Here is a 26,084-nt window from a genome sequence, read left to right as displayed (position 1 = left end):
AAAAATACAAGTAATTAATTTAAAAATATACGATTATGCCGTTAGTAACGCCATTGAATCCAGATCACGATTCAGAAACGAAAGAATTAGCAGAATTTTTTAACGAAACACTTGGGTTTTGCCCAAATTCTGTCTTAACGATGCAACGCAGACCAGCCATTTCGAAGGCATTTATCAACTTAAATAAAGCTGTGATGGCAAATGAAGGTCGTGTAACTTCGGCTTTGAAACGATTGATTGCTTGGGTAAGTAGCAACGCCACAGGTTGCAGATATTGCCAGGCACACGCCATTAGAGCCGCAGAACGTTACGGCGCAGAACAAGAACAATTGGATAATGTTTGGGAATATAAAACACATCCTGCGTTTTCAGATGCTGAACGTGCCGCGTTAGATTTTTCGTTGGCAGCTTCTATTATTCCAAATGCAGTAAATTCAGCTATTAAAACCGAATTGTATAAGTATTGGAATGAAGGCGAAATTGTAGAAATGCTTGGTGTTATTTCATTATTTGGATATTTAAATCGTTGGAACGATAGTATGGGAACTTCTATTGAAGAAGGCGCTGTAGAAAGCGGAGATCAATATTTAGGAAAACACGGTTGGGAAAAAGGGAAACACGTGTAAATTCTTTGAAAATTTTATAAAACAGAAACCCTTGCTAGAAATAGTGAGGGTTTTTAGAATACGTCATTTTAAACTCATTAAGTTTTAAAGAAAATATTTATATTTGAATATGGACGAAGCCAAACTTATAGAGATTATAACCACCTATTTTAAAGATAAGATCTTTGAGAATCATAAAATTAATTCTTTAAAAACGCATTCGAAGCTTAAGTCTTATAAAATAAATCCAATTCTTGTAAAGTATTTATCAAAGATACTTGAAGATGATTTTTCTCCTTTAGGAATTGCAAAAGCCTTGTATTATCCTAGAATTTTGGGCACTTCTATTAATACTTCTTTTGGTACTAGAATACAGAATATGTTCGTAGAATTGAATCTTGCCAGTGGTTCTTTGATTAAAGGAATGGATATAGAATTTACAGATAAAATTGATGGAAGGAAAAAGTGGTGTCAATTAAAATCTGGTCCAAATACAATAAATTCAGAAGATGTAAATCCTTTATTGAAGAAATTTTCAACGGTTACCAATTTAGCCAGAACAAATGCTATGAATTTGAATAACTCAGATTTAATTTTAGGTGTTTTGTACGGAGAAGAAGATCAATTAAGTCAACATTACAGAAAAATAGATGCTCAATTTCCAGTAATTATTGGTAAAGAATTTTGGCATAGACTCACTGGTTTTGCTGAATTTTATGATAAGCTTGTAGTTAATTTAGATACTATGATTTTAGATATTGATACTGAAGATTTCTTCAAGCAAGGTTATATGGCGTTGGCTAAAGAAATTGAGTCTTCCGATTTATTCGATTTCGAATAGTATTGATTCAAAAACTTTATTACAGAATATCCTATTTCTTCTCCCAAGTTGCATGGAACTGCATTTCCAATTTGCTTGTATTGTTGCGAAACTGAACCTATAAATTTCCAATTGTCTGGAAAAGTTTGAATTCTAGCATATTCTCTAACGGTAAACGGACGCGTTTCATCTGGATGACATCGTTCTGTTTGTTTTTGAGCTGGACTACAAGTAAGCGTTAAACTTGGCTCGTCCCAACCTATTCTTCGTGCCATTCCTGTTTTTCCGCCACCTAAATAAAAACTTTTTCCCATGTATGATTTTTGAAGTTCAAGAGGTAAATCTCTCCAATATCCTTTTGGTGGTATCATATCAAGAATCTCTTTTTTATGCTCAGGATATTTAGAACCTTCTGATTTTGGAACATTGCTATCAAATAATTCTCCTTTTTTTAAGGCATCTACAAGGTTATATATTTTTTCATGCGGATTCGGATATTCATATTTGATATCAATATCCTTTCGAACTCCAACTAATATCAATCGTTCTCGTTTTTGTGGAACTCTATAATTTATTGCTTTTAAAACCTGAACAGGAACTACATTATATCCTATTTCATCCAAAATAGAAATCATTCCTTCTAATGTTTTTCCTTTTTCATGAGAACGTAATCCTTTTACATTTTCTCCAATACAGATTAAAGGTTGAACTTCTTTTACTGCTCTAGCAAATTCATAAAATAAAGTTCCTCTAGCATCTTCTAAACCAAGTTTTTTTCCAGCATAACTAAAAGCTTGACATGGAAATCCGCCAGTAACAACTTCAACTTTATCTCTATAATTAGTAAAATCAAATGTCTTAATATCACCTTCTAACACATTCCAATTTGGTCTATTTTCTCTTAACGTTTGACAAGCCCATTTATCTATTTCGTTTAAAGCTGCACATTTTATTCCAGATTTTTCCAATCCTATAGCCAATCCGCCAGCTCCTGCAAAAAGTTCTAAAACTTTGTATTCTTGTAACGGAACTACAAAATTATCTATAGAATCGTTAATATCAACAGGAAATAATTCTAACAGCGATTCTATTTCATCTTTTTTATAAATTCTGTAATTGCTAATAGGTTCTCGGGCAGCAGAAAATTTACCAGAATTGTCCCATCTACGTAGTGTTTCTTTACTTTTTCCTAAAATTTCAGAAGCTTCTGACAGCGAATAATAATCTTTCATAACCATGTTATACAACCTTAAACATTGGTTACAAATTTATATATAATAGTAATAGAAAAAAAACATTATTACGCTTATAAAAAATAAACTACTTTCTCCCATCAACAACAACCACAATTTCCCCTTTTGGTGGTTTATTTTCATAGTGCGCTAAAACTTCTTTCGCGGTTCCGCGAATGTTTTCTTCGTAGAGTTTTGTGAGTTCACGGGAAACACAAAGTTGTCGGTCTTCGCCGAAATATTCACAGAAATGTCCCAACGTTTTGACTAATTTATGTGGCGATTCATAAAAAATCATGGTGCGCGTTTCTTCTGCCAAAATTTTAAAACGTGTTTGTCTGCCCTTTTTTACAGGCAAAAATCCTTCAAAGACAAATTTATCATTTGGCAATCCGCTATTTACTAAAGCAGGCACAAAAGCGGTTGCACCAGGCAAACATTCCACAGGAATATTATTGGCAATACATTCACGTGTTAGTAAAAACCCAGGATCAGAAATTGCAGGCGTTCCAGCATCGCTAATCAAAGCAAATGTTTCTCCAGCCTGCATGCGTTTTATTAAAGTTTCTATCGTTTTATGCTCGTTATGCATGTGATGACTTTGCATGTGTGTACCGATTTCGAAATGCTTTAAGAGTTTTCCGCTCGTGCGTGTATCTTCTGCCAAAATTAGATCGACAGTTTTTAAAACCTCCACAGCTCTAAAGGTCATATCTTGTAAATTTCCGATAGGCGTTGGCACAATATAAAGTTTCATTAATGCGTGTTTTAGAGGTTGAAGTTTGCGTTAAATTTCGAATCAAAAATAACTATTAAAAAAATATAAGTCGTATTTACTGTATCTTTATTGTTATATATACGCAACCTTTTCAGGTTTTCTGTATCATTTATACTATATGAAACATTTTTCTTACCTTTTTTTCCTGTTAGTATCTGCCACTTTGTGGGGACAAACCACAGATTTATCTATAAGCATCGAAGTTACTGATGATACTGGCACAACAATTCCAAATGTATTTTTATTCCAAGAGTTTAGCTATGTTACTACCATAAGTAATTCAGGGAATGCTGTAAGTAACGCTACATTTTCACAAGTATTGAATCAAAACGTTACTGTTGTTTCCATTGAAAGCATTAATCCGCTTGGTGGCGCAGCTTTGGCTATAAATTTAACTTATAATCCTACTCTAAATACTATTACAGGATTGCTTCCTAATATGCCTACAAGTTCTAGCGTTCAGGTTCGAATTAACTTAAGAGCGCCAACTCAATTAGGAGGAATTTCAACAACTGCTGAGGTTTTTCCGCCGACAGGCACAACAGATACAATGCCCGCTAGTAATATTTCCATCGTCTCTATGGACGTAAATAATGTTCCGTTAGATTTTATAATTGATTATCAGCAAATTTCGCCGCCATCAGGAACCGCAATTTCCGCTTGGGGCGACCAAGTTACGTTTGAATTTACCATTACAAATAATAGTACTATTGAATATCCGATTGATAGTTTTAACTTGTTTCAAGGAATGTTATCAAACGCAGATAATGGAACTGCATTGGTACAATTAGTTTCTTTGGAATGTATTGGAACGACTAATGGCGTTTCATGTCCCGCAGATTTAGGTGTTACTTCTGGACCGCAAACTGTTATTGTTCCGACGCAACAGATGTATTCGTTTGACAACCAAATTATTTTTCCGTCTCAATCAAGCATTACGTTTAGAGTTGTGTATGCTTATTTTGAAGGCGAATGCGGATTTGAATCGAGCTTGATTAAAACGAGAAGTTATGTGCGTATTGCATTGGCAAATAATACGACTTCATCGAGTCAATCAAATACAGAAATTACAGATTTATTGTTATCAACACTTTGTCCGTGTACGGATGTTTCCATTACAACTGTTCAAACAGATCCTTCTGGCGGCGCAATTATTGCAGATTATACCCAAACCGTAACGTTTGAAACTACCGTTACTAATAATGGACCATTAGATACAACTATTCGCTTCTTTTTTCAAAATTTAGGACTTCAGTGGGAAATTATTTCGGTGGAATGTATTAGCGCTACTGGCGGATTAAATTGCGGAACAACAAATTACATACTTGGAGCTACAAATCAATTTTGGTCTGTAGAAGATTATATGATTCCTAACGGCGGACAAGTTGTAACAAGAACCGTAGTCCGTTATTTGGAACCTATTTGCGCTACCGATACTGTAATTGTTTCTAATTATAGAAGCACCATTAATATGATAGAACATGTTGATTGTTTTCCTGACGATAATAATGAATTCAGTAATATCATTCTTCCGCAAGCCGTTGGAACGAATCAATGTATTAGCGCTACCGATTTTAGCATTACCAAAACACAAATAAATCCAACATTACCTTTAGGTGGTTCTGCAAATGACCCAATTCCGTGGGGCGATATTACCTATGAAATTACAGTAACGAACGATAATTTAATAGCAATTCCGTTAATGCTAGCAGACTTTTACGGAAATTCAACGGGAAGTAGTGGTGTAACTGCCATTTTACAATCGGTTAATTGTGTTTCCACGACAGGAACTGCAACTTGTTATGATATTATTAATCCAAATATTGGCATTGAATACACGCAAGTAAACGATGTTTTTTGGGAAATTACCGATGCTGAAAATTGGGAACTTCCCGCAGAAAGTTCTATTACCTTTGAAGTAGTTGTCAATTGGACACCAACATGTTCTAGTACTGTAACTTCTGTAAGTAACGGCGTAATCGGAGCTATTACAGACGGACAAGGCATTTCAAAAACTTCGTTTGCTACAAGTTATTTAACGCCTTGCGTAGATTTAATTGTACAAACATTTCCTTCTGCGCCAACGGTTCCGATCAATAGTAACTTTGAATGGGTTGTAGATATTACCAATAGTGTTATCAGTTCAACAGCTACAGACGCCACGTTTACTACAACTGTCAATAATGCATTTACCATTACAGGAACGCCAACATGTACAGTTACGAGCGGAAATGCTACGTGTGTAACTACATTTAATATTGTTGGAAATGTCGTTTCTGGCGTTATTCCGTTATTAGATCCTGATGCAACAATTCAATTACGAATTCCTGTCGTCGCGCCAAATTTTGGAGGTTCGTTTAATAATATAGCCGAAGTTCAGCCCGATCCTGCCAATAATGGCGAATTTGATCCAAGTACCAATATTTCTATTTCTAGTGTGCAAGTCATTTCTCCGCTTGTGAGTAAAAGTTTTGTACCAGACGAAATTATGGCTTCACAAACCTCTTTATTGACATTTACGATTACTAATATTCCTGGAAATGCCGCGCAATCTGGTATTTCGTTTACCGATAATTTACCTGCGGGAATTGTATTAGCAGGCGATCCAGCTTGGGTGCAAAGTAATGGCTGTACGGCTGATTTTGTTGGTTTAACGAATGATGATTTTGTCGGAATTGCCAATTTGGTATTTCCTAATGGAGTTGCCAATTGTACATTTTCTGTGTTAGTAACATCGTCTGTTCCTGATTTTTATACGAACGATTTCAGTAATTTTTCAAACTTAAATAATATAGATGCAACAAGTGCTTTTGCTACATTAAATGTATTGCCAATTCCGCCAAGTGCCGATTTAGAAATTTCGTTGACGCCAAATCAAACGCAATATTGTGAAGGCGATGAAGCTATATTTACGCTAACAATTACAAATAATGGCCCGGATGCTGTCACAAATGTTGCAGTGGAACACTATTTGAATCCTTTAGGGTTTACATATCTATCTGATAATGCTGGCGGAACATACACAAATGCAACAGGAATTTGGGAACTTTCTACTATTAGTATTTCAGCTTTCGCTGGAAACAACACATTTACAGCAGAAATTACGACAACTATTTTAGCTATTGACACTGCAATTACGAATCAGTTTGAAACGACTGCGGAAATTACCGCCACAAGTATTCAAGATTTGGATAGCGATGTTGCCACAAGTTTTAATGTAGATGATTTAGCTGACGGATTGGCTGATGACGACGAAACTGAAATTCAAGTCACGGTTTTTGAAATTCATACCGATATAAATTTAGGAATCGCTGATGCAGAAGTTTGTCTTGGAACATCGACGACGTTAATTATTGACAATCCGACAATTGCATATACATATAATTGGTATGAAAGTTCGAATCCTGCGCAAATTGTATTTACAGGAACTTCGTTTGAAACGCCAATAATTACAGCAAATACAACCTATGAAATTGAAATTATCAATGAAAATAATTGCCCTGGAATTGCACGAGAAACCGTCACAGTTACAACAATTGAATGTATTGATTTAGGAATTGAAAAAGTAGTTGATATTAATATGCCTTCTATTGGTGAAACGATTCAATTTACAATTACAATTACCAATAATAGCAACTTAGACGCGACCAATATTATAGTAGAAGAAATGCTTCCAAATGGCTACGAATATGTTTCACACATGACAACAGTTGGTTTGTACGACAACATTTCGCAACTGTGGACACTTTCAACCCTAACGGCAGGAAGTTCTGCAACGTTAACAATCAATGTTACGGTATTAAGAGCCGATAATTATATGAATGTTGTGCAGATACTGAGTCAAGCTCAAACGGACTTAGATAGCACAAACAATTCTGCGGAAGCGATCACATTCCCTGATTGTTTAGCAATTCCAAGTGGTTTTTCGCCAAATGATGACAACGTGAACGATTTGTGGGAAATTGAATGTTTAGCTAATTTTTCAGATAATGAATTGGTAATTTTCAACAGATTAGGAACTGTTGTGTACAAAACAAGAAACTACGCAAACGACTGGAATGGAGTTGCAAACCAAGGAACTGCTCTTTTTGATAAAAATCAAAAATTACCTATTGGTACCTATTTCTACATTTTAAAATTACAAGGAAATACGATTGAAAAAACAGGTTGGGTTTATTTGAATTATTAACATTTCGACAAGCTCAATGTACTACGATTGAAAATGTAAAAAACGAAAGTTGTTATGAAACGAATCAAAGCGCAATGAGCGGAGCCGAAATACAGCATCTCTCAGCTAGCGCGAGTTTTTCAACTCGTGACGATAAACAAACTAAAAATATTCGTGCATTCGTGGCAAAAAGAGATTGCTTCAAAGCACTTCTCGATACAAATTTGTTATACAAATTCACTCGAAGTGACGTACTGTAAATCTAAGAAGTCTAAGCAATCCAACAATCTAAGCAAGTCCAAAAAAACTACGCAAACTTACGCTCAATAATTTCCAAAAAGCGCGTTTCGTATTCTTCTTTTCCTGTCCAATTATTATACTCTGGCTTTATCATATTATAAATAAAGTCTTTCGCTTCTGCTTCTGATTCAGACGTATTTAATTGCGAAATTACTCTGTTATAATCTTCTTGATTTCCATCAAATAAGTGTTTTGTAAATGCCAAACGATCGTTCAATCCAATAGAAATTCCTGTATTTAATCGGTCATTTAATGATTTTGATTTCACATCTACCTCAACTTTTGGAGCAACTGCTTTTGCCACCATTTCTTTGGCTACTTCATCACTTTTTACAAACGTTGGTTGTGGCAATACATCTGCCAAAATATCTTCTAAGGTTTCTCGTCTTGCTGCTGGTTTTGCTGGAATTTCTGCTGCTTCCTCTTCTTCATCTTCTGGCATTTCGGCAACCATATTTCGAATAGTTTCCATTAATGGTTGAATCAATTCGTCTTGCTCAGGATCTTCTGCTACCAAACTATGACGAATAATATCGTCGTCTTCGGCATTTTGTTCTACCTTATCGTGATTGTACACATTCTCTAAGGTTTGGAAAAAAGAAGAATCTGCATAATCGGGTACGGAATCTTTAAATTGTTCTTCAAAAAACAATAATACCGACAATTTTTCAAAAACTTCCTTTGCTTCTTTATGTAACGCAACTACGTCTTCTCTACCCTTTAACTTTAGGATGCGATGTGCAATACTCATCAAATCTCCTTCTAATTTTTTCTTCATAATATTTAAACTAATGTCGTTGTATAACCTTTGGTTTTTTAATAAATTTGTTCCACCTTTACAAAAACGAGTATAAATTCGTTTTCGACTTGAAAATTACAAAATGTTTCTCGAAAATACAGTAAATCAGAAAGAACAATTTGGTTGGATTGAAGTTATTTGCGGTTCAATGTTCTCAGGAAAAACCGAAGAATTGATCCGAAGACTCAAAAGAGCACAGTTTGCCAAGCAAAAAGTGGAAATCTTCAAACCTTCTGTTGATGTCCGATATGATGATGAAAAAGTTGTATCGCATGATGCAAATGAAATTCGCTCTACACCAGTTCCCGCCGCCGCCAATATACGTTTATTAGCCCATGATTGTGATGTTGTTGGAATTGATGAAGCTCAGTTTTTTGACGATGGAATTATTTCCGTTTGTAATGACTTAGCCAACAAAGGAATCAGAGTTATTGTTGCAGGACTTGATATGGATTTTAAAGGAAATCCTTTTGGGCCAATGCCCGCATTAATGGCTACCGCCGAATATGTTACCAAAGTACATGCCGTTTGCACACGAACAGGAAACTTAGCACAATACAGTTTTAGAAAATCCCAAAGCGATGATTTAGTCTTGCTAGGAGAAACTGACGAATACGAGCCACTAAGTAGAGCTGCTTATTACAAAGCAATGCTAAAAGAATCAGTGAAAGAGATTGAAGTTGACGATGCGGAAGAAATCATTCCAAAACAACAATCTGACAATTAACTACCATAATGTTACACATACAAGAATCTGTTCTAGAAATCAATTTCAAAGCCTTACAACAAAACTTTGAATTTATAAAATCCAAAACCAAAACAGGAACTAAAGTTTTAGCCGTTGTAAAAGCGTTTGGCTATGGAAGTGATGCTGTTGAAGTTGCCAAATTTTTACAAGATGAACTTCAAGTAGACTATTTTGCAGTAGCGTATATTCGTGAAGGCGCTTATTTGCGAGCCGCAGGAATTACGACACCTATTTTGGTATTGCATCCGCAGATTGTAAATCTGAAACACGCCATTGCGTACAATTTAGAACCGAGTTTGTACAACGATCGCATATTTAGTGCGTTTGCCAAAGAAGCGGCAATACAAGGAAAAAAGGAGTATCCTGTACATTTAAAATTCAACACCGGATTAAATCGCTTAGGGTTTTTTCACACGGATACCGATTACATACTTCAAAAGCTCAAAACGCTCTCACAGATAAAAGTAACTTCTATATTTTCACATATGGTAGCTTCTGAAGCTGCGAATGAAAAAGAATTTACCCAAAATCAAATCGCAACCTTCAAAGAAATTTGTACATCTTTTGAAAAAGCATTGAACTACAAACCTATCTTACACATGACAAATACTTCTGGCGTTTTTAACTATCCAGAAGCGCATTTTGATATGATTCGTACAGGAATTGGTTTGTATGGTTTTGGAAATGATCCAAAGTTTGACAAAAAATTGCAACCTGTAGCTTCGTTAAAGTCTGTCATTTCACAAATACATCGTATTGAAAAAGGCGAAAGTGTCGGATACAATCGTGCGTTTGTAGCAAAAAAGAACACGACAACTGCAACAATTCCAATTGGTCATGCTGACGGAATCAGTAGACAATTTGGAAATGGTGTTGGAAGTGTTGTGATCAACGGAAAACTTGCGCCAATAATCGGAAATGTGTGTATGGATATGATTATGGTTAATGTTACCAAGATCAAATGCAATGAAGGCGATGAAGTGATCATTTTTGGTGAAGGACAAAGTGCCGAAGAATTGGCTGCCAAGATAAATACCATCTCTTACGAATTGCTTACAGCAGTATCTCAACGAATAAAACGTGTGTTTCTTCGGTAATTTGATAAAATACCCTGGGTAAGTGTCTGAAAAACTGTTAATTTTTTCTTAATTTACATTCAATTATTAACTAATAATAAATAGTATGTTCAAAGAATTTAAAAGTTTTATCATGACAGGAAATGTCGTTGATTTAGCAGTTGCTGTTATTATGGCTGGTGCAATTGGCGCCGTTGTAAAAGGATTTGTAAGCAATATTGTAATGCCTTGCGTAGGATATTTTACAGGTGGAACTGACTTTGCAGATAAAAAGATTATTTTATCTGATGCTGTTGTGGATGCAACAGGAAAAGTAATTACGCCCGAAAATGCAATTATGTGGGGAAGTTGGATAAACACCATTGTAAACTTAATCATTGTAGGATTTGTAATGTTCATGATTATAAAAGCATATAATAAAACAAAAAAGAAAGAAGAAGTTCCTGCTCCAGCTCCGCCTCCTGGACCAACACAAGAAGAATTATTAGCAGATATTAGAGATTTATTGAAAAAACAAGCTTAATTTTTCTGTATAAAATAATATATCAAAAGTCACTCCGAAACGAGTGACTTTTGTGTTATATATAACTTTTTGTTGCACTTTTGATATTTCTAAAGTTTTATATAAATCGTGCTATAATTATTCCTAGTTTTGCTAAGTAATACTAATTGTTATTTAAAAGGAGCCTAAAATAATTTGAATTATAGTGTGTCCAGATGAAGTAGAAAAGCATAGCATCGCTACGGTTTTATTTTATATTGAAATACATGTACTGAGCCTAGTCGAAGTATGGGCGCAATAGAAACAAGTTATTAGGTGCATTTTAAGTGATAATTGGTATAAGTAAACAAATGAAACATTTATTGCTAAAATTTAGTTCCACTAAAAAATGAGTATCTGAATGTTCTATCTGACAGATAAAAAATATTAAAAATAAAAACATGAAAATAGCAGTCGTTGGCGCAACAGGAATGGTAGGAACTGTAATGTTAAAAGTATTAGCAGAGCAAAAATTTCCCGTTTCAACCTTAATTCCAGTAGCTTCTGAAAAATCTATTGGAAAAGAAATCACGTATCAAGGAAAAGCATATCCTATTGTAAGTATGCAAGATGCTATTGACGCCAAACCAGATATTGCTTTATTTTCTGCTGGCGGAAATACGTCGCTAGAATGGGCTCCAAAATTTGAAGCTGTTGGTACGACTGTCATTGATAATTCATCTGCTTGGCGAATGGATCATTCCAAAAAATTAATTGTCCCAGAAATCAACGCAAACGAATTGACTGCAACCGATAAAATCATTGCAAATCCTAACTGTTCTACAATTCAAATGGTCGTGGCTTTAGCGCCATTACACAAAAAATATAAAATAAAACGGATTGTAGTTTCTACCTATCAATCTATCACAGGAACTGGCGTAAAAGCAGTGAGACAGCTAGAAAACGAATATGCTGGCGAAAAAGGCGAAATGGCATATCCGTATCCAATTCATAGAAATGCATTGCCACATTGTGATGTATTTGAAGAAAACGGATATACTAAAGAAGAAATGAAATTGGTACGTGAAACACAGAAAATTCTAAGCGATAATACAATTGCTATTACGGCAACTGCCATTCGGATTCCTGTAGTTGGCGGACATTCTGAAAGTGTAAATGTTGAATTTGAAAACGATTTTGATGTTGCTGAAGTTCGTAAACTATTGCACGAATCGCCAGGAATCATTGTACAAGACAATCCTGATGTAAACGTATATCCAATGCCAATTTACGCAGAAGGAAAAGATGAAGTATTTGTGGGACGAATTCGCCGTGACGGTTCGCAACCAAATAGTTTAAATATGTGGATTGTTGCCGATAACTTACGAAAAGGTGCCGCAACAAATACAGTTCAAATTGCACAATATTTAGTAGACAACAACTTAGTGTAATCTAAATAAAATAAAACATAAAATAACGGGCACTGAGCGAAGTCGAAGTGCCTTTCTACTTCAAAATACTATTAATCAGTTTCTTATTACAAAGTAATTATCCTGACGATCAACGAAATAGTTAGTAAAGTCAACATCTTTTTCATATATTTAAGAGTACACTAACCAAAAGTCTCGCAATATGAATTCTAACTTTACCAAAATTATCCGTTTTGTATTAGGAATAATTCTCATCGTGTTTGGTGCTAATAAGCTCCTCATGATTTTCAATGGAACTGGTTTTATGCCAGCGTTAAAAATGTCTACATTTACAGAATCGTTTAGTACCATAGGGTACATTCTTCCTGTAGTTGGCGCGCTAGAAGTTTACATTGGAATCTTACTCGTTCTAAAAAAATGGGTGCCTTTTGCGTTAATCTTACTTGCGCCGATATCTGTAAATATTTTACTGTTTCACATTTTCCTAGATTTATCTGGCGGAATGATTGGTGCATTTATTGTTGCACTTCTAAACGGAATCTTAATTTACAAACATTGGCCACAATTTAAACCCTTGTTTTATTAGTGAAACTCCATTTTGAGAAATCTAAAAAACGAACTCAAAATTGTACGTTGAAAAGCTATAAAAAACGACTCCAATATGTTAAAACCACTTCTAATTGTTTTGAAGTGGTTTTTTTTAGATTAAATTTGAACTAAAACCAATCCTGTGTTTTTTGAAATGAGCATAAATAGAAATTTCAATACTAACTGAAATGATTCGTATGCAAATTCTATCAGACAAAAACAATAAAATATAAAAAGATGAAACAGTTGTTAAAAATTAGTTGTCTCGCAGTGTTTTTCTTCTCTTGCGAGAAAGAACCCGAAAAAAAAGAAATAGTAGTGACATACCCAGAAACGCAACAAAAAGAAGTAATAGATACCTTGTTTGGTACTGAAGTAAAAGATCCGTATCGTTGGCTTGAAGATGATCGTTCGCCAGAAACAGAAGCTTGGGTAGAAGAACAAAATAAAACTACCTTCGAATATTTAGACAGTATTCCATTCCGCGAAGCGTTAAAAAAACGATATACTCAATTAATGAATTATGAAAAAATTAGTGCGCCTAAAAAAGAAGGTGAATTTAGCTATTTCTCTAAAAATGACGGATTGCAAAATCAATCTGTCATTTACAGACAAAAAGGTGATGAAGAACCTGAAGTTTTTCTAGATCCTAATAAATTTTCAGAAGATGGCACTATTTCGCTCGGTGGCGGATTGAGCTTTTCAAAAGATAAAAAAATCGTTGCTTATCCAATCTCAATTGGCGGAAGCGACTGGCGAAAAGTAATTATTAAAGATGTAGAAACGAAAGAAATTGTTGAAGATACATTGGTAGACATCAAATTCTCAGGAATTTCTTGGAAAGAAAATGACGGATTCTACTATTCTAGCTACGACAAACCTAAAGGAAGTGAATTATCTGCAAAGACAGATCAACATAAATTATACTATCATAAATTAGGAACTTCTCAAAAAGAAGATAAAGTAATTTTTGGCGGAACAGCGGCAGAAAAACATCGATATATTGGTGGCGGAGTTACTGAAGACGGAAACTATTTATTTATTAATGGAGCAGTCTCTACGTCGGGAAATAGGTTATTCATGAAAGATTTGACAAAACCAAATAGTAAAATAATAACAATTTTAAACACTACAGATTCAGATTCAAGAGTAATAGAAAATGTAGGTTCAAAATTGTATATCATGACTAACAGGAACGCGCCAAACCAAAAAATAGTAACTGTTGATGCGTCAAATCCTGCTCCTGAAAACTGGGTAGATTTCATTCCAGAAACTGAAAATGTATTAAGTCCATCAACTGGTTCAGGCTATATATTTGCAGAATATATGGTAAATGCAGTTTCTAAAGTATTACAATATGATTACGATGGAAAATTAGTGCGTGAAGTCAAATTGCCAGGCGTTGGAAGCGCTGGCGGATTTGGTGGCGAAAAAGAAGATGAAATATTGTATTATTCGTTCTCAAACTATAAAACTCCAGGAACAACCTATACGTACAATCCGAAAGATGGAACTTCTAAAGTATTCAGAAAACCAGGCATTGACTTTGATCCAGATGAATATGAAAGCAATCAGGTATTTTATACGTCAAAAGATGGCACAAAAGTTCCAATGATTATTACACACAAAAAAGGATTGAAAATGGACGGAAAGAATCCAACAATTCTGTATGGTTATGGAGGTTTCAACATTTCATTAACACCATCTTTTAGTGTTGCCAACGTTGTTTGGATGGAACAAGGCGGAATTTACGCAGTGCCAAATTTACGTGGCGGCGGCGAATACGGTAAAAAATGGCACGATGCTGGAACAAAAATGTTAAAGCAAAATGTATTTGATGATTTTATCGCTGCAGCGGAATATCTAATCGAAAAGAAATATACTTCAAGTGACTTTTTAGCCATTCGTGGTGGATCCAACGGCGGATTGTTAGTTGGTGCAACCATGACGCAACGCCCAGATTTAATGAAAGTTGCGTTGCCAGCAGTTGGCGTTTTAGACATGTTACGTTACCACACATTTACTGCGGGCGCAGGTTGGGCGTACGATTACGGAACTGCCGAAGATAGCAAAGAAATGTTTGAATATCTAAAAGGATATTCGCCAGTGCACAATGTAAAAGCTGGTGTTTCATATCCTGCGACAATGGTAACTACGGGCGATCATGACGACAGAGTTGTGCCAGCGCACAGTTTTAAATTTGCTGCCGAATTGCAAGCAAAACAATCAGGAAACAATCCTACGTTAATTCGTATTGAGACAGATGCAGGTCACGGCGCAGGAACGCCAATTACAAAAACCATTGAGCAATATGCTGATATGTTCGGTTTCACGCTGTACAATATGGGCTTCAAGGAATTGCCAAACAAAGCAGTTTTAGAGAAATTTAAGGATTAGTGAAACTCGATTTTGAAAAGCCCGAAAGGCGCATTCAAAATTGAAAGTTGAACTAACTCCGTTGAAGAACGGAGTCTGGTAAAATAAATTTACAAAAACCACCAAATTGAAATTCAGTTTGGCGGTTTTTCATTCCTGCGTAGGCAGGAATTTAAAAATTGCCACGAATACATCAGTTTAGTTCTCAAACGTCAAATCGAGTGGTTTTTCGAAATGAAATGGAGAAAAATTGTATCGAGATTCCTTTAAGATATCATCGTAATCTTCTCTTGTGAGATGCTGAATCAAGTTCAGCATGACGAAGAAAAATTCTTAACTTTTCAACTACTCAATCATCTTTTCTACCACAATCTCCCTATTTTTGCACCTCAACAATTCACTATGCTTCACGCCCAAAACGTTTCTTTTTCCTATCTTAAAAACACACCGATTCTAAAGGATATTTCTTTTAAAATTCCCGAAGGAACACATGTGTCAATTATTGGCGAAAGCGGTTGCGGAAAAAGTACCTTATTAAAACTTATCTACGGTTTATATGATTTGAATGCAGGAGAAATTCTCTGGAAAGAAAAACAAGTTTTAGGGCCAAGTTATCATCTCGTTCCAGGACATGAAAAGATGAAATACTTAGCGCAAGATTTTGATTTAATGCCATATATTACGGTTGCGGAAAACGTTGGAAGTTATTTGTCCAATTTCTATCCTGAAGAAAAAAAAGCACGCATTTCGGAATTGCTAGAAATGGTTGAAATGTCCGCATTCGCGAATGTAAAAGCAAAATTACTCAGTGGCGGACAACAACAACGTGTCGCATTGGCAAAAGCAGTTGCGCGTGAACCTGAAGTTTTATTGTTAGATGAACCTTTCAGTCACATAGATAATTTCCGAAAAAACAAGCTTCGTAGAAACCTCTTTGCATATCTCAAAAAGCAGCACATTACTTGTATCGTTGCTACACACGATAGCACAGACGCGCTTTCCTTTGCAGATATGACACTTGTGTTAAAACAAGGAAAACTCATAGCGCAAAGCGCACCTAAAGATTTATACGAGAATCCTACCAATAAATATATTGCGTCACTTTTTGGTGAAGTCAATGAATTGCCAGCGAATTTGTTTCCAAGTATAAAAACTTCACAAGAAACTGTTCTGATTTATCCACATCAATTAAAAGTAAACGAAACTTTTGATTTCAAAGTAATAGTACAACAAAGTTATTTTAAAGGAAGTCAGTATTTAGTTGTTGCAAGGTATGGAGGAATTGAGGTGTTTTTTGAGAGTTTATGTGTGTTGGAAATTGGTGTTGAAGTTGGGTTGGAGTTAGTTTTTAACTAGATTAATTGGTTTTTTAAAGTTTTCATATTCCTTAACAACTCCATTATCAGTATAATAATATATACCTGTTCGTGTTAAACTCTGTAAAAGTTTGCTTGATTGCATCTTTCAACCCTTTTCCCAAAAAAACACCAGCGCCTTTTCGAAGTGTCCACTTGGCAGCTTTTCTTTGAAACTCCTTAAACTTTTCTATATTGTCTAATTTTTCTTTAAGTTCTTTGTTTTCCTGTTCAAGTGCTTCATAACTTGCTTTATCTTCTTCCATGAGATCACTTTCAATCTCTTAAAGGTATAACAATGAAAGGTGTAGTTCAAAATTTATTGCTAATTAATAAAACTACTACAATCAAAATACTACCTCAAAACCCACCAAAAGATAGGGAAAAAATAGATTGAGTTGTTCTATATAAAAAGTAATCCACTAAAAATCAAACTAACCGTTTATTTTTTTGTTATATTAGATGCTTTAATTAATTAAAACCATGTTCAAAAACCTACTTAAAATTGCTAGTGTAGCACTACTTTTTGCTACACTTTTTTCTTGTGCTGATGATACCGATACCGCTGTTGATGACGATTATGTGCCAATTCCTATGTCGCCAGTTGTATTAGATATGGACGCTTTTCCTTTTGACACACTTTCAGAATACAACTTTTTTGAAGGTGATATGAAAGAGCAAGAACCTGTATTAGGCGTTATTCCGTACGAGCCAATTTCAGGACTATTTACAGACTACGCCAAAAAGAAACGCTTTGTTTGGATGCCAAGCGATGTGCAAGCAACGTATGCAGCTGATAATGAACTTATAGATTTTCCCGTGGGAACAATCTTGATCAAAACATTTTATTACAACAATGTACAACCTGCTAACAATACGCGTATTATTGAAACTCGCTTAATGCTAAGAAAAGCAGACGATTGGTATTTTGCTGATTATATCTGGAATGACGATCAAACCGAAGCTACTTTTAGTTTGGAAGGTTCATTTACAAATGTAGACTTTCTGGAAAATGGCGTTGCAAAAAGCACAAACTACAGAATTCCTTCCAGTGTGGAATGCTTTACTTGTCACAAACAAGGTACAAACTCTGTTCCTATTGGTGTAAAACCACAAAACTTAAATAGTTTATTCGGGTACACAGATGGTTCTCAAAATCAGTTAGAAAAGCTTATTGCGGAAGGCTATTTAGAAGATAACTTACCAACAACGATTAATACTGTTGTAAAGTGGAGTGACCAAACGCAACCAATTGACTTACGCGTTCGCTCATATATTGATATCAATTGTGCACACTGTCATTCAGAATTATCACATTGTGATTACAGACCTGTGCGTTTTGCGTTTGATGAATCTGCTGACGAAACAAACTTAGGTGTGTGTGTAGATCCTGACACAGAAATTGTTGGAATGGTAAATATTGTAACACCTTCCTTAAAAGAACGCTCAGTGATGTATTATAGAATCAATACAACAGCTGAAGAATTTAGAATGCCTTTACTTGGACGAACTATTATTCACGAAGAAGCTGTCAATCTTATTGGGGAATGGATTGATGGATTAACCACTGAATGCGATTAATAATAATTAAACCAATACTATGAATTCTTTATGTATTTGTAGTATAAAAAAACCAATTTATAAAAAAAGTTAACCTATGAAAAAAATTACGTTACTAATAAGTTTAATAGCTTCCTGCTTTTTTGCAGGCGCACAAACAACAGTTGACTGCTCAGTTGGTCCTGTAAATACAACGTATTGTTATGTAAATAATGATACTACAAGTTTTGTTTTTGTAAGTTCTGATGGATCAGATTTACAAGTCACCTTTAACGCAGGTGAAGTAGAAGACACTTGGGATGAACTCATCGTATTGGATACAAACGGAACTGAATTATACAACGGATATGGAAATGCTGGAGACTTAACAGGTCTTACATTTCAGTCTAATGGAAACATGATTACGGTTTCTATCAATTCTGATGTAACAATTAATTGCACTAGTAATAATAACGCTTTTGATTCGTGGGATTTTAATGTAAGCTGTGCAACTTGTATCAATCCGACAGCTACGTATACTGTTGTAAATGATTGTGCTACAAGTGGCGGGTTTTTAGTAGATGTCAATGTTTCTGACCTTGGTTCAGCTTCTTCATTAACAATTTCTGACAACAGATCGAGTCCTACACAAGCTTTAAGTGCTCCCGGAACGGTTCAATTTGGACCGTTTCCGAACACAGCAGGCATTGTTATTTCTATCCAAAATGATCAAGATTTAAACTGTAGTGTAAACAGTACTTCAATTACGCAAAGTGGTTGTCCGCCGCCAGTGCCAGTTGGTGTAACGTGTGGTTTAGGAACTTCTACGTTTGTCTTTACAGAAGAATTTGATATTGTTTCTGGATGGACAGGAAACTTAAACATTGATGACGGTTCATGGGAAATTCCTGATGGTTCTACATCTATTGGAACTGGTCCAAACACTGCGTTTAGTGGTGCAAACTTTATGAATTTTGAAGCTTCTGGAGATACAACAGCAACGGCTTCAGCAGTAAGTCCAGCAATAGATTTATCAACAGCAACAAGTGGTGCTGAATTATCATTCTACATGCACGCTTATGGAGCCGATATGGGAACTTTAAATGTAAAAGTTGGTACGTCTGCTTCAGGGCCTTTTACAACAGTATTTACACAAACTGGAGAATTACAAACAAGCGGAGCAGAAGCTTGGGTTCCTGTTGGTGTCAACTTAGATACATACATAGGACAAGTAATTTATATAGAATTTAGCCATACAGGAACAGGAACAGGGATTGAAGGAGACATGGCTATTGATTATGTACGTGTAGAAACATGTGGATCGTTTTGTATTGAACCTTCAGGTTTAGCCGTTTCTGCAATTACACAAGACTCAGCAACCGTTTCTTGGACAGAAAATAACGGAGAAACAGCTTGGGAATATGTAATACAGCCAGCCGGAACAGGAATTCCAACAGGTCCAGGAACTGCTGCAACGTCAACAACTGTAAATATAACGTCCTTAAACCCAGGAACAAATTACGAAGTATATGTGCGTACTATTTGCGGATCAGATGCTAGTACTTGGGCTGGACCTTTAACATTTGAAACCTTAGCGCCGCCACCGCCAGCGAACTTTACAACATCAACGATTTCTACTGTGGGAACGCATAAAGCTTCCGTTGATATGAATGGTGACTTTTTGGATGACGTCGTTTCTATTGGAGCTACAAATATCAATATTTTCTATCAGCAAACTGTTGGTGGTTTAAGTGGAACAGCTACAGATATTACTACTACAACTGCAGACTTTCCGCCTGCTTGGAGTTTGGCTGCTGGCGATTACGATAGAAATGGATTTACAGATCTTTTATATGGTGGACAAAATGGAGTTACCTTTATGAGAGCAAATGCAACAGGAACAGGATTTACTGAAATTTCAGGACCTGAATATGTATTCTGTCAACGTTCAAATTTTGTTGATGTGAATCAAGATGGACACTTAGATGCTTTTGTGTGTCATGATCTAGATCCAAATGTATATTATTTGAATGACGGAAGTGGAAACCTCGTATTTAACCAAGGTGGACTTGGAGATATTGCTGGTGGAGGAAACTATGGTTCTGTTTGGATTGATTATGATAACGATAGAGATTTAGATATGTTCATTGCAAAATGTCGTGGAGGTTTTTCTACGATTAACATTAATGAAATGCACGAAAATGATGGTACTGGTACTTATACAGAAGTAGCTTCTACGCTAGGTTTAGCAGATCAAATACAAACGTGGTCTTCCGCTTGGGGAGATTTTGATAACGACGGAGATATGGACGTTTTTGTTGGCGCAAGTTCTCTGTCTAACGGAACACACAAACTGATGCGAAATAACGGAAACAGTACATTTACCGATGTAACTGCTGCTTCTGGAATATTGCCAGACTTAACAAACTTAGGAATTGAAAACGCAACGTACGATTTTGATAATGATGGAAATTTAGACATTGCTTCTAACGGAAGTGTTCTATTTGGAAATGGTGATTTAACGTTTACAGTATATGAAAATGTGTTAGCAGGTGATAATGGTTCTTTTGGTGATCTAAACAATGATGGATTCATTGATGCAGTTTCGGGGACTACATTATACACAAACAATACAAACACTAACAATTGGGTGAAAATTACCACGACTGGAGTTGGAAGTAATATTAACGGAATTGGTGCTAGAGTGGAAGTTCATACAGCTTCCGGAGTTCAAATTCGTGATGTACGTAGTGGAGAAGGATTCGGTTTTATGAGTACATTAAATACACATTTCGGAATCGGAACAGATACTGCAATTACAAATATTATCATTTACTGGCCATCTGGAGCTATTGATAATATGTTGAATCCTTCGACCAATACACATCATATGGTTACCGAAGGACAAACCTTAGGTGTTGAAGATGAAACCTTAGAAAGTATTGCTATTCATCCAAATCCTGTTGGGAAAGTGATGAATATTAATAGTCCCGTTAATTTGGTTGGGAAAATTGCAACGATCTTTAACATTGAAGGAAAACGTATGATGAACTTAAAATTGACAGAACATTCAATTGATGTTTCAAACTTACGCCAAGGAAATTATATTTTACGTTTAGAATCTGATGGAAAAGTATATACTCAGAAATTCATCAAACGATAAAAAGCAAGATCGCTGCGCTTTTAGAATCAAGAACAAAAACGTGTCGCTAGCTATTTTATAATTAGAATAATATACAAAACTCCAATGCTTTTAAAGTATTGGAGTTTTCTTTTTCAAAGAAATAAACTTCTTAGACTTGCTTGGATTGTTAGACTTTTTCGTTAGGCTGAATCAAGTTTAGCTTCTCATAACAGTAAATGCTCATTTGTAAATTGCTACAAAATAGATAGTGTTTCAAAACAAAACTCACCAAAAGGTAGGACAAAAGTACATTCAGTTGTTATATATAAAGAGTAACTCACTAAAAATCAAATATAACATGCAATAAATTTGTTATATTAGTGCCTTAATCAATCAACCGCATGATTACCAAACTAACAAAAATTGCTAGTATAGCACTACTTTTTGCTATGCTTTTCTCTTGTTCTGATGATGAAAATCCCGTTACAGACGACGATTATGTACCAATTCCTGTGTCGCCAGTTGTATTAGATATGGACGCCTTTCCTTTTGACACACTTTCAGAATACAACTTTTTTGAAGGCGAAATAAAGGATCAAGAACCTGTTTTAGGTGTCATTCCATACAAGCCAATTTCAAATTTATTTACAGACTACGCCAAAAAGAAAAGGTTCGTTTGGATGCCAAGCGATGTGCAAGCAACCTATGTTGCTGACAATGAACTTATTGAATTTCCTGTCGGAACATTACTCATCAAAACGTTTTATTACAACAACGTACAACCTGCTAATAATACGCGTATTATTGAAACTCGCTTAATGCTAAAAAAAGCAGACGATTGGTATTTTGCCGATTACGTTTGGAATGATGAGCAAACGGAAGCGACATTTAGTCTAACAGGTTCATTTACAAATGTAGACTTTCTGGAAAATGGCGTTGCAAAAAGCACAAACTACAGAATTCCTTCCAGTGTGGAATGCTTTACTTGTCATAAACAAGGTACAAACTCTGTTCCTATTGGTGTAAAACCGCAAAACTTAAATAGTTTATTCGGGTACACAGATGGTTCTCAGAATCAATTACAAAAGCTAGTTGATGAAGGTTATTTAGAAGATAACTTACCAACAACGATTAATACGGTTGTAGATTGGAGCGATGCAACGCAACCAATTGACTTACGCGTTCGCTCATATATTGATATCAATTGTGCACATTGTCATTCAGAATTATCACATTGTGACTACAGACCTGTGCGTTTTGCGTTTGATGAATCTGCTGACGAAACAAACTTAGGTGTTTGTGTAGATCCTGATACAGAAATTGTTGGAATGGTAAATATTGTAACACCTTCCTTAAAAGAACGCTCAGTTATGTATTATAGAATCAATACAACAGCTGAAGAATTTAGAATGCCTTTACTTGGACGAACTATTATTCACGAAGAAGCCGTCACTCTTATTGGTCAATGGATTGATGGATTAACCACCGAATGCGATTAATAATAACTAAAATAACACTATGAATTCTTTATGTATTTGTAGTATAAAATCCAGCATATGAAAAAAATTATGTTACTAATAAGTTTGATAGCTTCCTGCTTTTTTGCAGGCGCACAAACAACAGTTGACTGCTTAGTTGGTCCTGTAAATACAACGTATTGTTATGTAAATAATGATACTACAAGTTTTGTTTTTGTAAGTTCTGATGGATCAGATTTACAAGTCACCTTTAACGCAGGTGAAGTAGAAAATACTTGGGATGAACTCATCGTATTGGATACAAACGGAACTGAATTATACAACGGATATGGAAATGCTGGAGACTTAACAGGTCTTACATTTCAATCAACTGGAGATACGATTACGGTTTCTATCAATTCTGATGGAACTATTAATTGTAGTGGTAACGGATATACATCGTGGGATTTTGATGTAAACTGTGCAACCTGTACCAACCCAACAGCTACGTATACTGTTGTAAATGATTGTGCTACAAGTGGCGGGTTTTTAGTAGATGTCAACGTTTCTAACCTTGGAAGTGCGACTTCTTTAACCGTTTCGGATAATCAATCAAGTGCTACGCAATCTTTAAATACAGCTGGAACAGTTCAGTTTGGACCATTTACAAATGCAACTGACGTTGTAATTTCTATTCTAAATGATCAAGATACAAACTGTAACGTAAATAGTACTTCGCTTACGCAAAGTAACTGTCCGCCGCCGCCGCCAGTTGGTATAACGTGTGGTTCAGGAGCTTCTACGTTTATCTTTACAGAAGAATTTGATACTGTTTCTGGATGGACAGGAAACTTAAATACTGGAAACGGAAGTTGGGAAATTCCTAACGCTTCTGGATCTACTGGAACTGGACCAGACACTGCGTTTAGTGGTGCAAACTTTATGAATTTTGAAGCTTCAGGAAATACTACATCTACAGGTTCCGCAGTAAGTCCAGCAATAGATTTATCATCAGCGACAGATGGCGCTGAACTTTCATTCTACTTACATGCTTTTGGAGATGATATGGGAACTTTAAACGTAAAAGTTGGTACGTCTGCTTCAGGACCTTTTACTACAGTATTTACACAAACTGGAGAATTACAAACAAGCGGAGCAGAAGCTTGGGTTTCTGTTGGTGTCAATTTAGATACATACATAGGGCAAGTAATTTACTTAGAATTTAGCCATACAGGAACAGGAACAGGTTTTCAAGGAGATATGTCTATAGATTATGTACGTGTAGAAACATGTGGATCGTTTTGTATTGCACCTTCAAGTTTAGCCGCTTCTGCAATCACACAAACCTCAGCAACCGTTTCTTGGGCAGCAAACAACGGAGAAACAGCTTGGGAATATGTAATACAGCCAGCCGGAACAGGAATTCCAACAGGTCCAGGAACTGCTGCAACGTCAACAACTGTAAATATAACGTCCTTAAATCCAGGAACAAGTTACGAAGTATATGTTCGTGCCATTTGCGGATTAGATGCTAGTATTTGGGGCGGACCATTAACATTCGAAACGTTAGCGCCGCCACCGCCAGCTACATTTACAACATCTACTGTGGCAACTTCAGGAACACAAAGAGCTGCCGTAGATATGAATGGTGACTTTTTAGACGATATTGTTTCCATTGGAACAACCAATGTAAATATCTTTTATCAACAAGCTGTTGGAGGTTTAAGCGGCACGGCAACAAACATTACAACTACAAGCGCAAACAATACGCCATCGTGGAGTTTGGCTGCTGCCGATTTTGATAGAAACGGATTTACCGATTTATTATATGGTGGAGGAAATGGTGTTACCTTTATGAGAGCAAATGCAACAGGAACAGGATTTACTGAAATTTCTGGATCAGAATATGTATTCTCACAACGTTCAAACTTTGTTGATTTAAACCAAGATGGACACTTAGATGCTTTTGTGTGTCATGATGTTGATCCAAATGTATATTATTTGAATGATGGAAGTGGAAACCTAGTATTTAACCAAGGTGGACTTGGAGATATTGCTGGTGGAGGAAACTATGGTTCTGTTTGGATTGATTATGATAATGATAGAGATATGGACATGTTTATTGCTAAATGTCGTGGAGGATCTTCTACGATTAATATCAATGAAATGCATGAAAATGACGGAACTGGAACTTTTACAGAAGTAGCTTCTACCATAGGTTTAGCTGACCCAGTACAAACGTGGTCTTCCGCTTGGGGAGATTTTGATAACGACGGCGATATGGACGTTTTTGTAGGTGCAAGTTCTACTTCAAACGGAACACACAAACTGATGCGAAATAACGGAAACAGTACATTTACCGATGTAACTGCCGCTTCTGGAATATTGCCAAACTTAACCAATACAGGAATCGAAAATGCAACGTACGATTTTGACAACGACGGAAACTTAGATGTTGCTTCTAACGGAAGTATTCTATTCGGAAATGGCGACATGACATTTTCAGTATATGACGGGGTTTTATCTGGAAATAATGGTTCTTTTGGAGATATGAATAATGACGGATTTATTGATGCACTTTCAGGAACTACATTATACACAAACGATACAAATACTAATAATTGGATAAAAATTACCACGACTGGAGTTGGAAGTAATATTAACGGAATTGGCGCTAGAGTGGAAGTTCATACAGCTTCCGGAGTTCAAATTCGTGATGTACGTAGTGGAGAAGGATTCCGTTTTATGAGTACATTAAATACACATTTCGGAATCGGAACAGATACTGCGATTACAAATATTATTATTTACTGGCCATCTGGTGCTATTGATAATGTGCTGAATCCTACAATTAATACGCATCATGTAATTACTGAAGGACAAGCATTAGGTATTGAAGATGAAGCGTTGTTGGAAAGCATTACAATTCATCCAAATCCTGTTGGAAAAGTGATGAATATCAACAGTCCGATCAACTTAGTTGGAAAAATTGCAACGATCTTTAACATTGAAGGAAAACGTATGATGAACTTAAAATTGACAGAACATTCCATTGATGTTTCAAACTTACGTCAAGGAAACTATATTCTACGTTTAGAATCTGATGGAAAAGTATACACGCAGAAATTCATCAAACGATAAAAAGATACAAGATCACTGCGCTTTTAGAATCAAGAACAAAAACGTGTCGCTAGCTATTTTATAATTA

General features: G+C 35.7%; 18 protein-coding genes. 14 read left to right on the top strand and 4 right to left on the bottom strand.

The window, feature by feature from the left end:
- Positions 1-35 precede the first annotated feature (35 nt).
- Together IMCC3317_RS14480 and IMCC3317_RS14475 are read left to right on the top strand one after the other, a co-directional pair.
- Positions 36-626 (top strand): carboxymuconolactone decarboxylase family protein, encoded by a 591-nt coding sequence (locus IMCC3317_RS14480; RefSeq protein WP_160130212.1) that lies wholly within the window; start codon positions 36-38, stop codon positions 624-626.
- 109 nt (positions 627-735) lie between these two features.
- Complete coding sequence (locus IMCC3317_RS14475) at positions 736-1,446, top strand: PmeII family type II restriction endonuclease (protein ID WP_160130211.1); 711 nt, start codon at positions 736-738, stop codon at positions 1,444-1,446.
- Here the strand turns inward: IMCC3317_RS14475 and dcm are convergent.
- Together dcm and rsmI are read right to left on the bottom strand one after the other, a co-directional pair.
- Positions 1,392-2,663, bottom strand: coding sequence for a DNA (cytosine-5-)-methyltransferase (dcm, locus tag IMCC3317_RS14470; RefSeq protein ID WP_160130210.1), 1,272 nt, complete (start codon positions 2,661-2,663; stop codon positions 1,392-1,394). The genes IMCC3317_RS14475 and dcm overlap by 55 nt on opposite strands.
- 82 nt (positions 2,664-2,745) lie before the next feature.
- A complete protein-coding gene (gene rsmI / locus IMCC3317_RS14465) occupies positions 2,746-3,414 on the bottom strand; it encodes a 16S rRNA (cytidine(1402)-2'-O)-methyltransferase (protein WP_160130209.1) in 669 nt (222 codons plus the stop codon).
- A 139-nt stretch (positions 3,415-3,553) separates the two neighbouring features.
- Between rsmI and IMCC3317_RS14460 the strand changes: the two genes are divergently transcribed.
- Positions 3,554-7,624: a DUF7933 domain-containing protein gene (locus IMCC3317_RS14460; RefSeq protein ID WP_160130208.1), complete on the top strand. Its 4,071-nt coding sequence runs from the start codon at positions 3,554-3,556 to the stop codon at positions 7,622-7,624.
- 286 nt (positions 7,625-7,910) lie between these two features.
- Here IMCC3317_RS14460 and IMCC3317_RS14455 read toward each other — a convergent pair whose 3' ends face one another.
- Complete coding sequence (locus IMCC3317_RS14455) at positions 7,911-8,681, bottom strand: hypothetical protein (protein ID WP_160130207.1); 771 nt, start codon at positions 8,679-8,681, stop codon at positions 7,911-7,913.
- Between the two features lie 103 nt (positions 8,682-8,784).
- Here IMCC3317_RS14455 and IMCC3317_RS14450 point away from each other — a divergent pair, with 103 nt between their 5' ends.
- The 7 genes from IMCC3317_RS14450 (at position 8,785) to IMCC3317_RS14420 (ending at position 16,757) form a co-directional block, all read left to right on the top strand.
- The gene (locus tag IMCC3317_RS14450) at positions 8,785-9,429 is read left to right on the top strand and encodes a thymidine kinase (protein WP_160130206.1); all 645 of its coding nucleotides are present in this window, start codon (positions 8,785-8,787) and stop codon (positions 9,427-9,429) included.
- Positions 9,430-9,437: 8 nt separating this feature from the next.
- Complete coding sequence (gene alr, locus IMCC3317_RS14445; RefSeq protein WP_160130205.1) at positions 9,438-10,547, top strand: alanine racemase; 1,110 nt, start codon at positions 9,438-9,440, stop codon at positions 10,545-10,547.
- 85 nt (positions 10,548-10,632) lie between these two features.
- Positions 10,633-11,049, top strand: coding sequence for a large conductance mechanosensitive channel protein MscL (gene mscL, locus IMCC3317_RS14440; protein ID WP_160130204.1), 417 nt, complete (start codon positions 10,633-10,635; stop codon positions 11,047-11,049).
- 419 nt (positions 11,050-11,468) lie between these two features.
- Positions 11,469-12,458 (top strand): aspartate-semialdehyde dehydrogenase, encoded by a 990-nt coding sequence (locus IMCC3317_RS14435; protein WP_160130203.1) that lies wholly within the window; start codon positions 11,469-11,471, stop codon positions 12,456-12,458.
- Positions 12,459-12,639: 181 nt separating this feature from the next.
- Positions 12,640-13,023: a DoxX protein gene (locus IMCC3317_RS14430; RefSeq protein ID WP_160130202.1), complete on the top strand. Its 384-nt coding sequence runs from the start codon at positions 12,640-12,642 to the stop codon at positions 13,021-13,023.
- Between the two features lie 239 nt (positions 13,024-13,262).
- On the top strand, positions 13,263-15,422 hold the full coding sequence (locus IMCC3317_RS14425) for a prolyl oligopeptidase family serine peptidase (protein ID WP_160130201.1): 2,160 nt from the start codon (positions 13,263-13,265) through the stop codon (positions 15,420-15,422).
- A 381-nt stretch (positions 15,423-15,803) separates the two neighbouring features.
- Positions 15,804-16,757, top strand: coding sequence for an ABC transporter ATP-binding protein (locus IMCC3317_RS14420; protein WP_160130200.1), 954 nt, complete (start codon positions 15,804-15,806; stop codon positions 16,755-16,757).
- Positions 16,758-16,803: 46 nt separating this feature from the next.
- Here IMCC3317_RS14420 and IMCC3317_RS14415 read toward each other — a convergent pair whose 3' ends face one another.
- On the bottom strand, positions 16,804-17,022 hold the full coding sequence (locus IMCC3317_RS14415; RefSeq protein ID WP_160130199.1) for a hypothetical protein: 219 nt from the start codon (positions 17,020-17,022) through the stop codon (positions 16,804-16,806).
- Between the two features lie 217 nt (positions 17,023-17,239).
- Here IMCC3317_RS14415 and IMCC3317_RS14410 point away from each other — a divergent pair, with 217 nt between their 5' ends.
- From IMCC3317_RS14410 to IMCC3317_RS14395, 4 genes are all read left to right on the top strand, one after another.
- Positions 17,240-18,337 carry a hypothetical protein gene (locus IMCC3317_RS14410; RefSeq protein WP_160130198.1) on the top strand — a complete coding sequence of 366 codons (1,098 nt, stop codon included), beginning with the start codon at positions 17,240-17,242 and terminating at the stop codon, positions 18,335-18,337.
- A gap of 76 nt (positions 18,338-18,413) precedes the next feature.
- Positions 18,414-21,458 carry an FG-GAP-like repeat-containing protein gene (locus IMCC3317_RS14405; RefSeq protein WP_160130197.1) on the top strand — a complete coding sequence of 1,015 codons (3,045 nt, stop codon included), beginning with the start codon at positions 18,414-18,416 and terminating at the stop codon, positions 21,456-21,458.
- Between the two features lie 362 nt (positions 21,459-21,820).
- Entirely contained in the window at positions 21,821-22,918 is a 1,098-nt protein-coding gene (locus IMCC3317_RS14400) for a hypothetical protein (protein WP_160130196.1), read from the top strand.
- 57 nt (positions 22,919-22,975) lie between these two features.
- Positions 22,976-26,017, top strand: a complete 3,042-nt coding sequence (locus tag IMCC3317_RS14395) for an FG-GAP-like repeat-containing protein (RefSeq protein ID WP_160130195.1) — start codon at positions 22,976-22,978, stop codon at positions 26,015-26,017.
- Positions 26,018-26,084: the final 67 nt, after the last annotated feature.

Source organism: Kordia antarctica (assembly GCF_009901525.1).
In the GTDB taxonomy this organism is placed as follows: Bacteria; Bacteroidota; Bacteroidia; order Flavobacteriales; family Flavobacteriaceae; genus Kordia; species Kordia antarctica.
Note: the sequence above shows the minus strand (reverse complement) of the source record. Positions and strands in the feature narration are given on the sequence as shown.

What these genes read in the sequence shown, in the direction of transcription:
- IMCC3317_RS14400 (WP_160130196.1), top strand. Translation starts at nt 21,821, where the DNA reads ATGATTACCAAACTAACAAAAATTGCTAGTATAGCACTACTTTTTGCT.
- IMCC3317_RS14480 (WP_160130212.1), top strand. Translation starts at nt 36, where the DNA reads ATGCCGTTAGTAACGCCATTGAATCCAGATCACGATTCAGAAACGAAA.
- IMCC3317_RS14420 (WP_160130200.1), top strand. Translation starts at nt 15,804, where the DNA reads ATGCTTCACGCCCAAAACGTTTCTTTTTCCTATCTTAAAAACACACCG.
- alr (WP_160130205.1), top strand. Translation starts at nt 9,438, where the DNA reads ATGTTACACATACAAGAATCTGTTCTAGAAATCAATTTCAAAGCCTTA.
- IMCC3317_RS14395 (WP_160130195.1), top strand. Translation starts at nt 22,976, where the DNA reads ATGAAAAAAATTATGTTACTAATAAGTTTGATAGCTTCCTGCTTTTTT.
- IMCC3317_RS14435 (WP_160130203.1), top strand. Translation starts at nt 11,469, where the DNA reads ATGAAAATAGCAGTCGTTGGCGCAACAGGAATGGTAGGAACTGTAATG.
- IMCC3317_RS14450 (WP_160130206.1), top strand. Translation starts at nt 8,785, where the DNA reads ATGTTTCTCGAAAATACAGTAAATCAGAAAGAACAATTTGGTTGGATT.
- IMCC3317_RS14430 (WP_160130202.1), top strand. Translation starts at nt 12,640, where the DNA reads ATGAATTCTAACTTTACCAAAATTATCCGTTTTGTATTAGGAATAATT.
- IMCC3317_RS14460 (WP_160130208.1), top strand. Translation starts at nt 3,554, where the DNA reads ATGAAACATTTTTCTTACCTTTTTTTCCTGTTAGTATCTGCCACTTTG.
- IMCC3317_RS14425 (WP_160130201.1), top strand. Translation starts at nt 13,263, where the DNA reads ATGAAACAGTTGTTAAAAATTAGTTGTCTCGCAGTGTTTTTCTTCTCT.
- IMCC3317_RS14475 (WP_160130211.1), top strand. Translation starts at nt 736, where the DNA reads ATGGACGAAGCCAAACTTATAGAGATTATAACCACCTATTTTAAAGAT.
- mscL (WP_160130204.1), top strand. Translation starts at nt 10,633, where the DNA reads ATGTTCAAAGAATTTAAAAGTTTTATCATGACAGGAAATGTCGTTGAT.
- IMCC3317_RS14415 (WP_160130199.1), bottom strand. Translation starts at nt 17,022, where the DNA reads ATGGAAGAAGATAAAGCAAGTTATGAAGCACTTGAACAGGAAAACAAA.
- IMCC3317_RS14405 (WP_160130197.1), top strand. Translation starts at nt 18,414, where the DNA reads ATGAAAAAAATTACGTTACTAATAAGTTTAATAGCTTCCTGCTTTTTT.
- IMCC3317_RS14410 (WP_160130198.1), top strand. Translation starts at nt 17,240, where the DNA reads ATGTTCAAAAACCTACTTAAAATTGCTAGTGTAGCACTACTTTTTGCT.
- rsmI (WP_160130209.1), bottom strand. Translation starts at nt 3,414, where the DNA reads ATGAAACTTTATATTGTGCCAACGCCTATCGGAAATTTACAAGATATG.
- IMCC3317_RS14455 (WP_160130207.1), bottom strand. Translation starts at nt 8,681, where the DNA reads ATGAAGAAAAAATTAGAAGGAGATTTGATGAGTATTGCACATCGCATC.
- dcm (WP_160130210.1), bottom strand. Translation starts at nt 2,663, where the DNA reads ATGGTTATGAAAGATTATTATTCGCTGTCAGAAGCTTCTGAAATTTTA.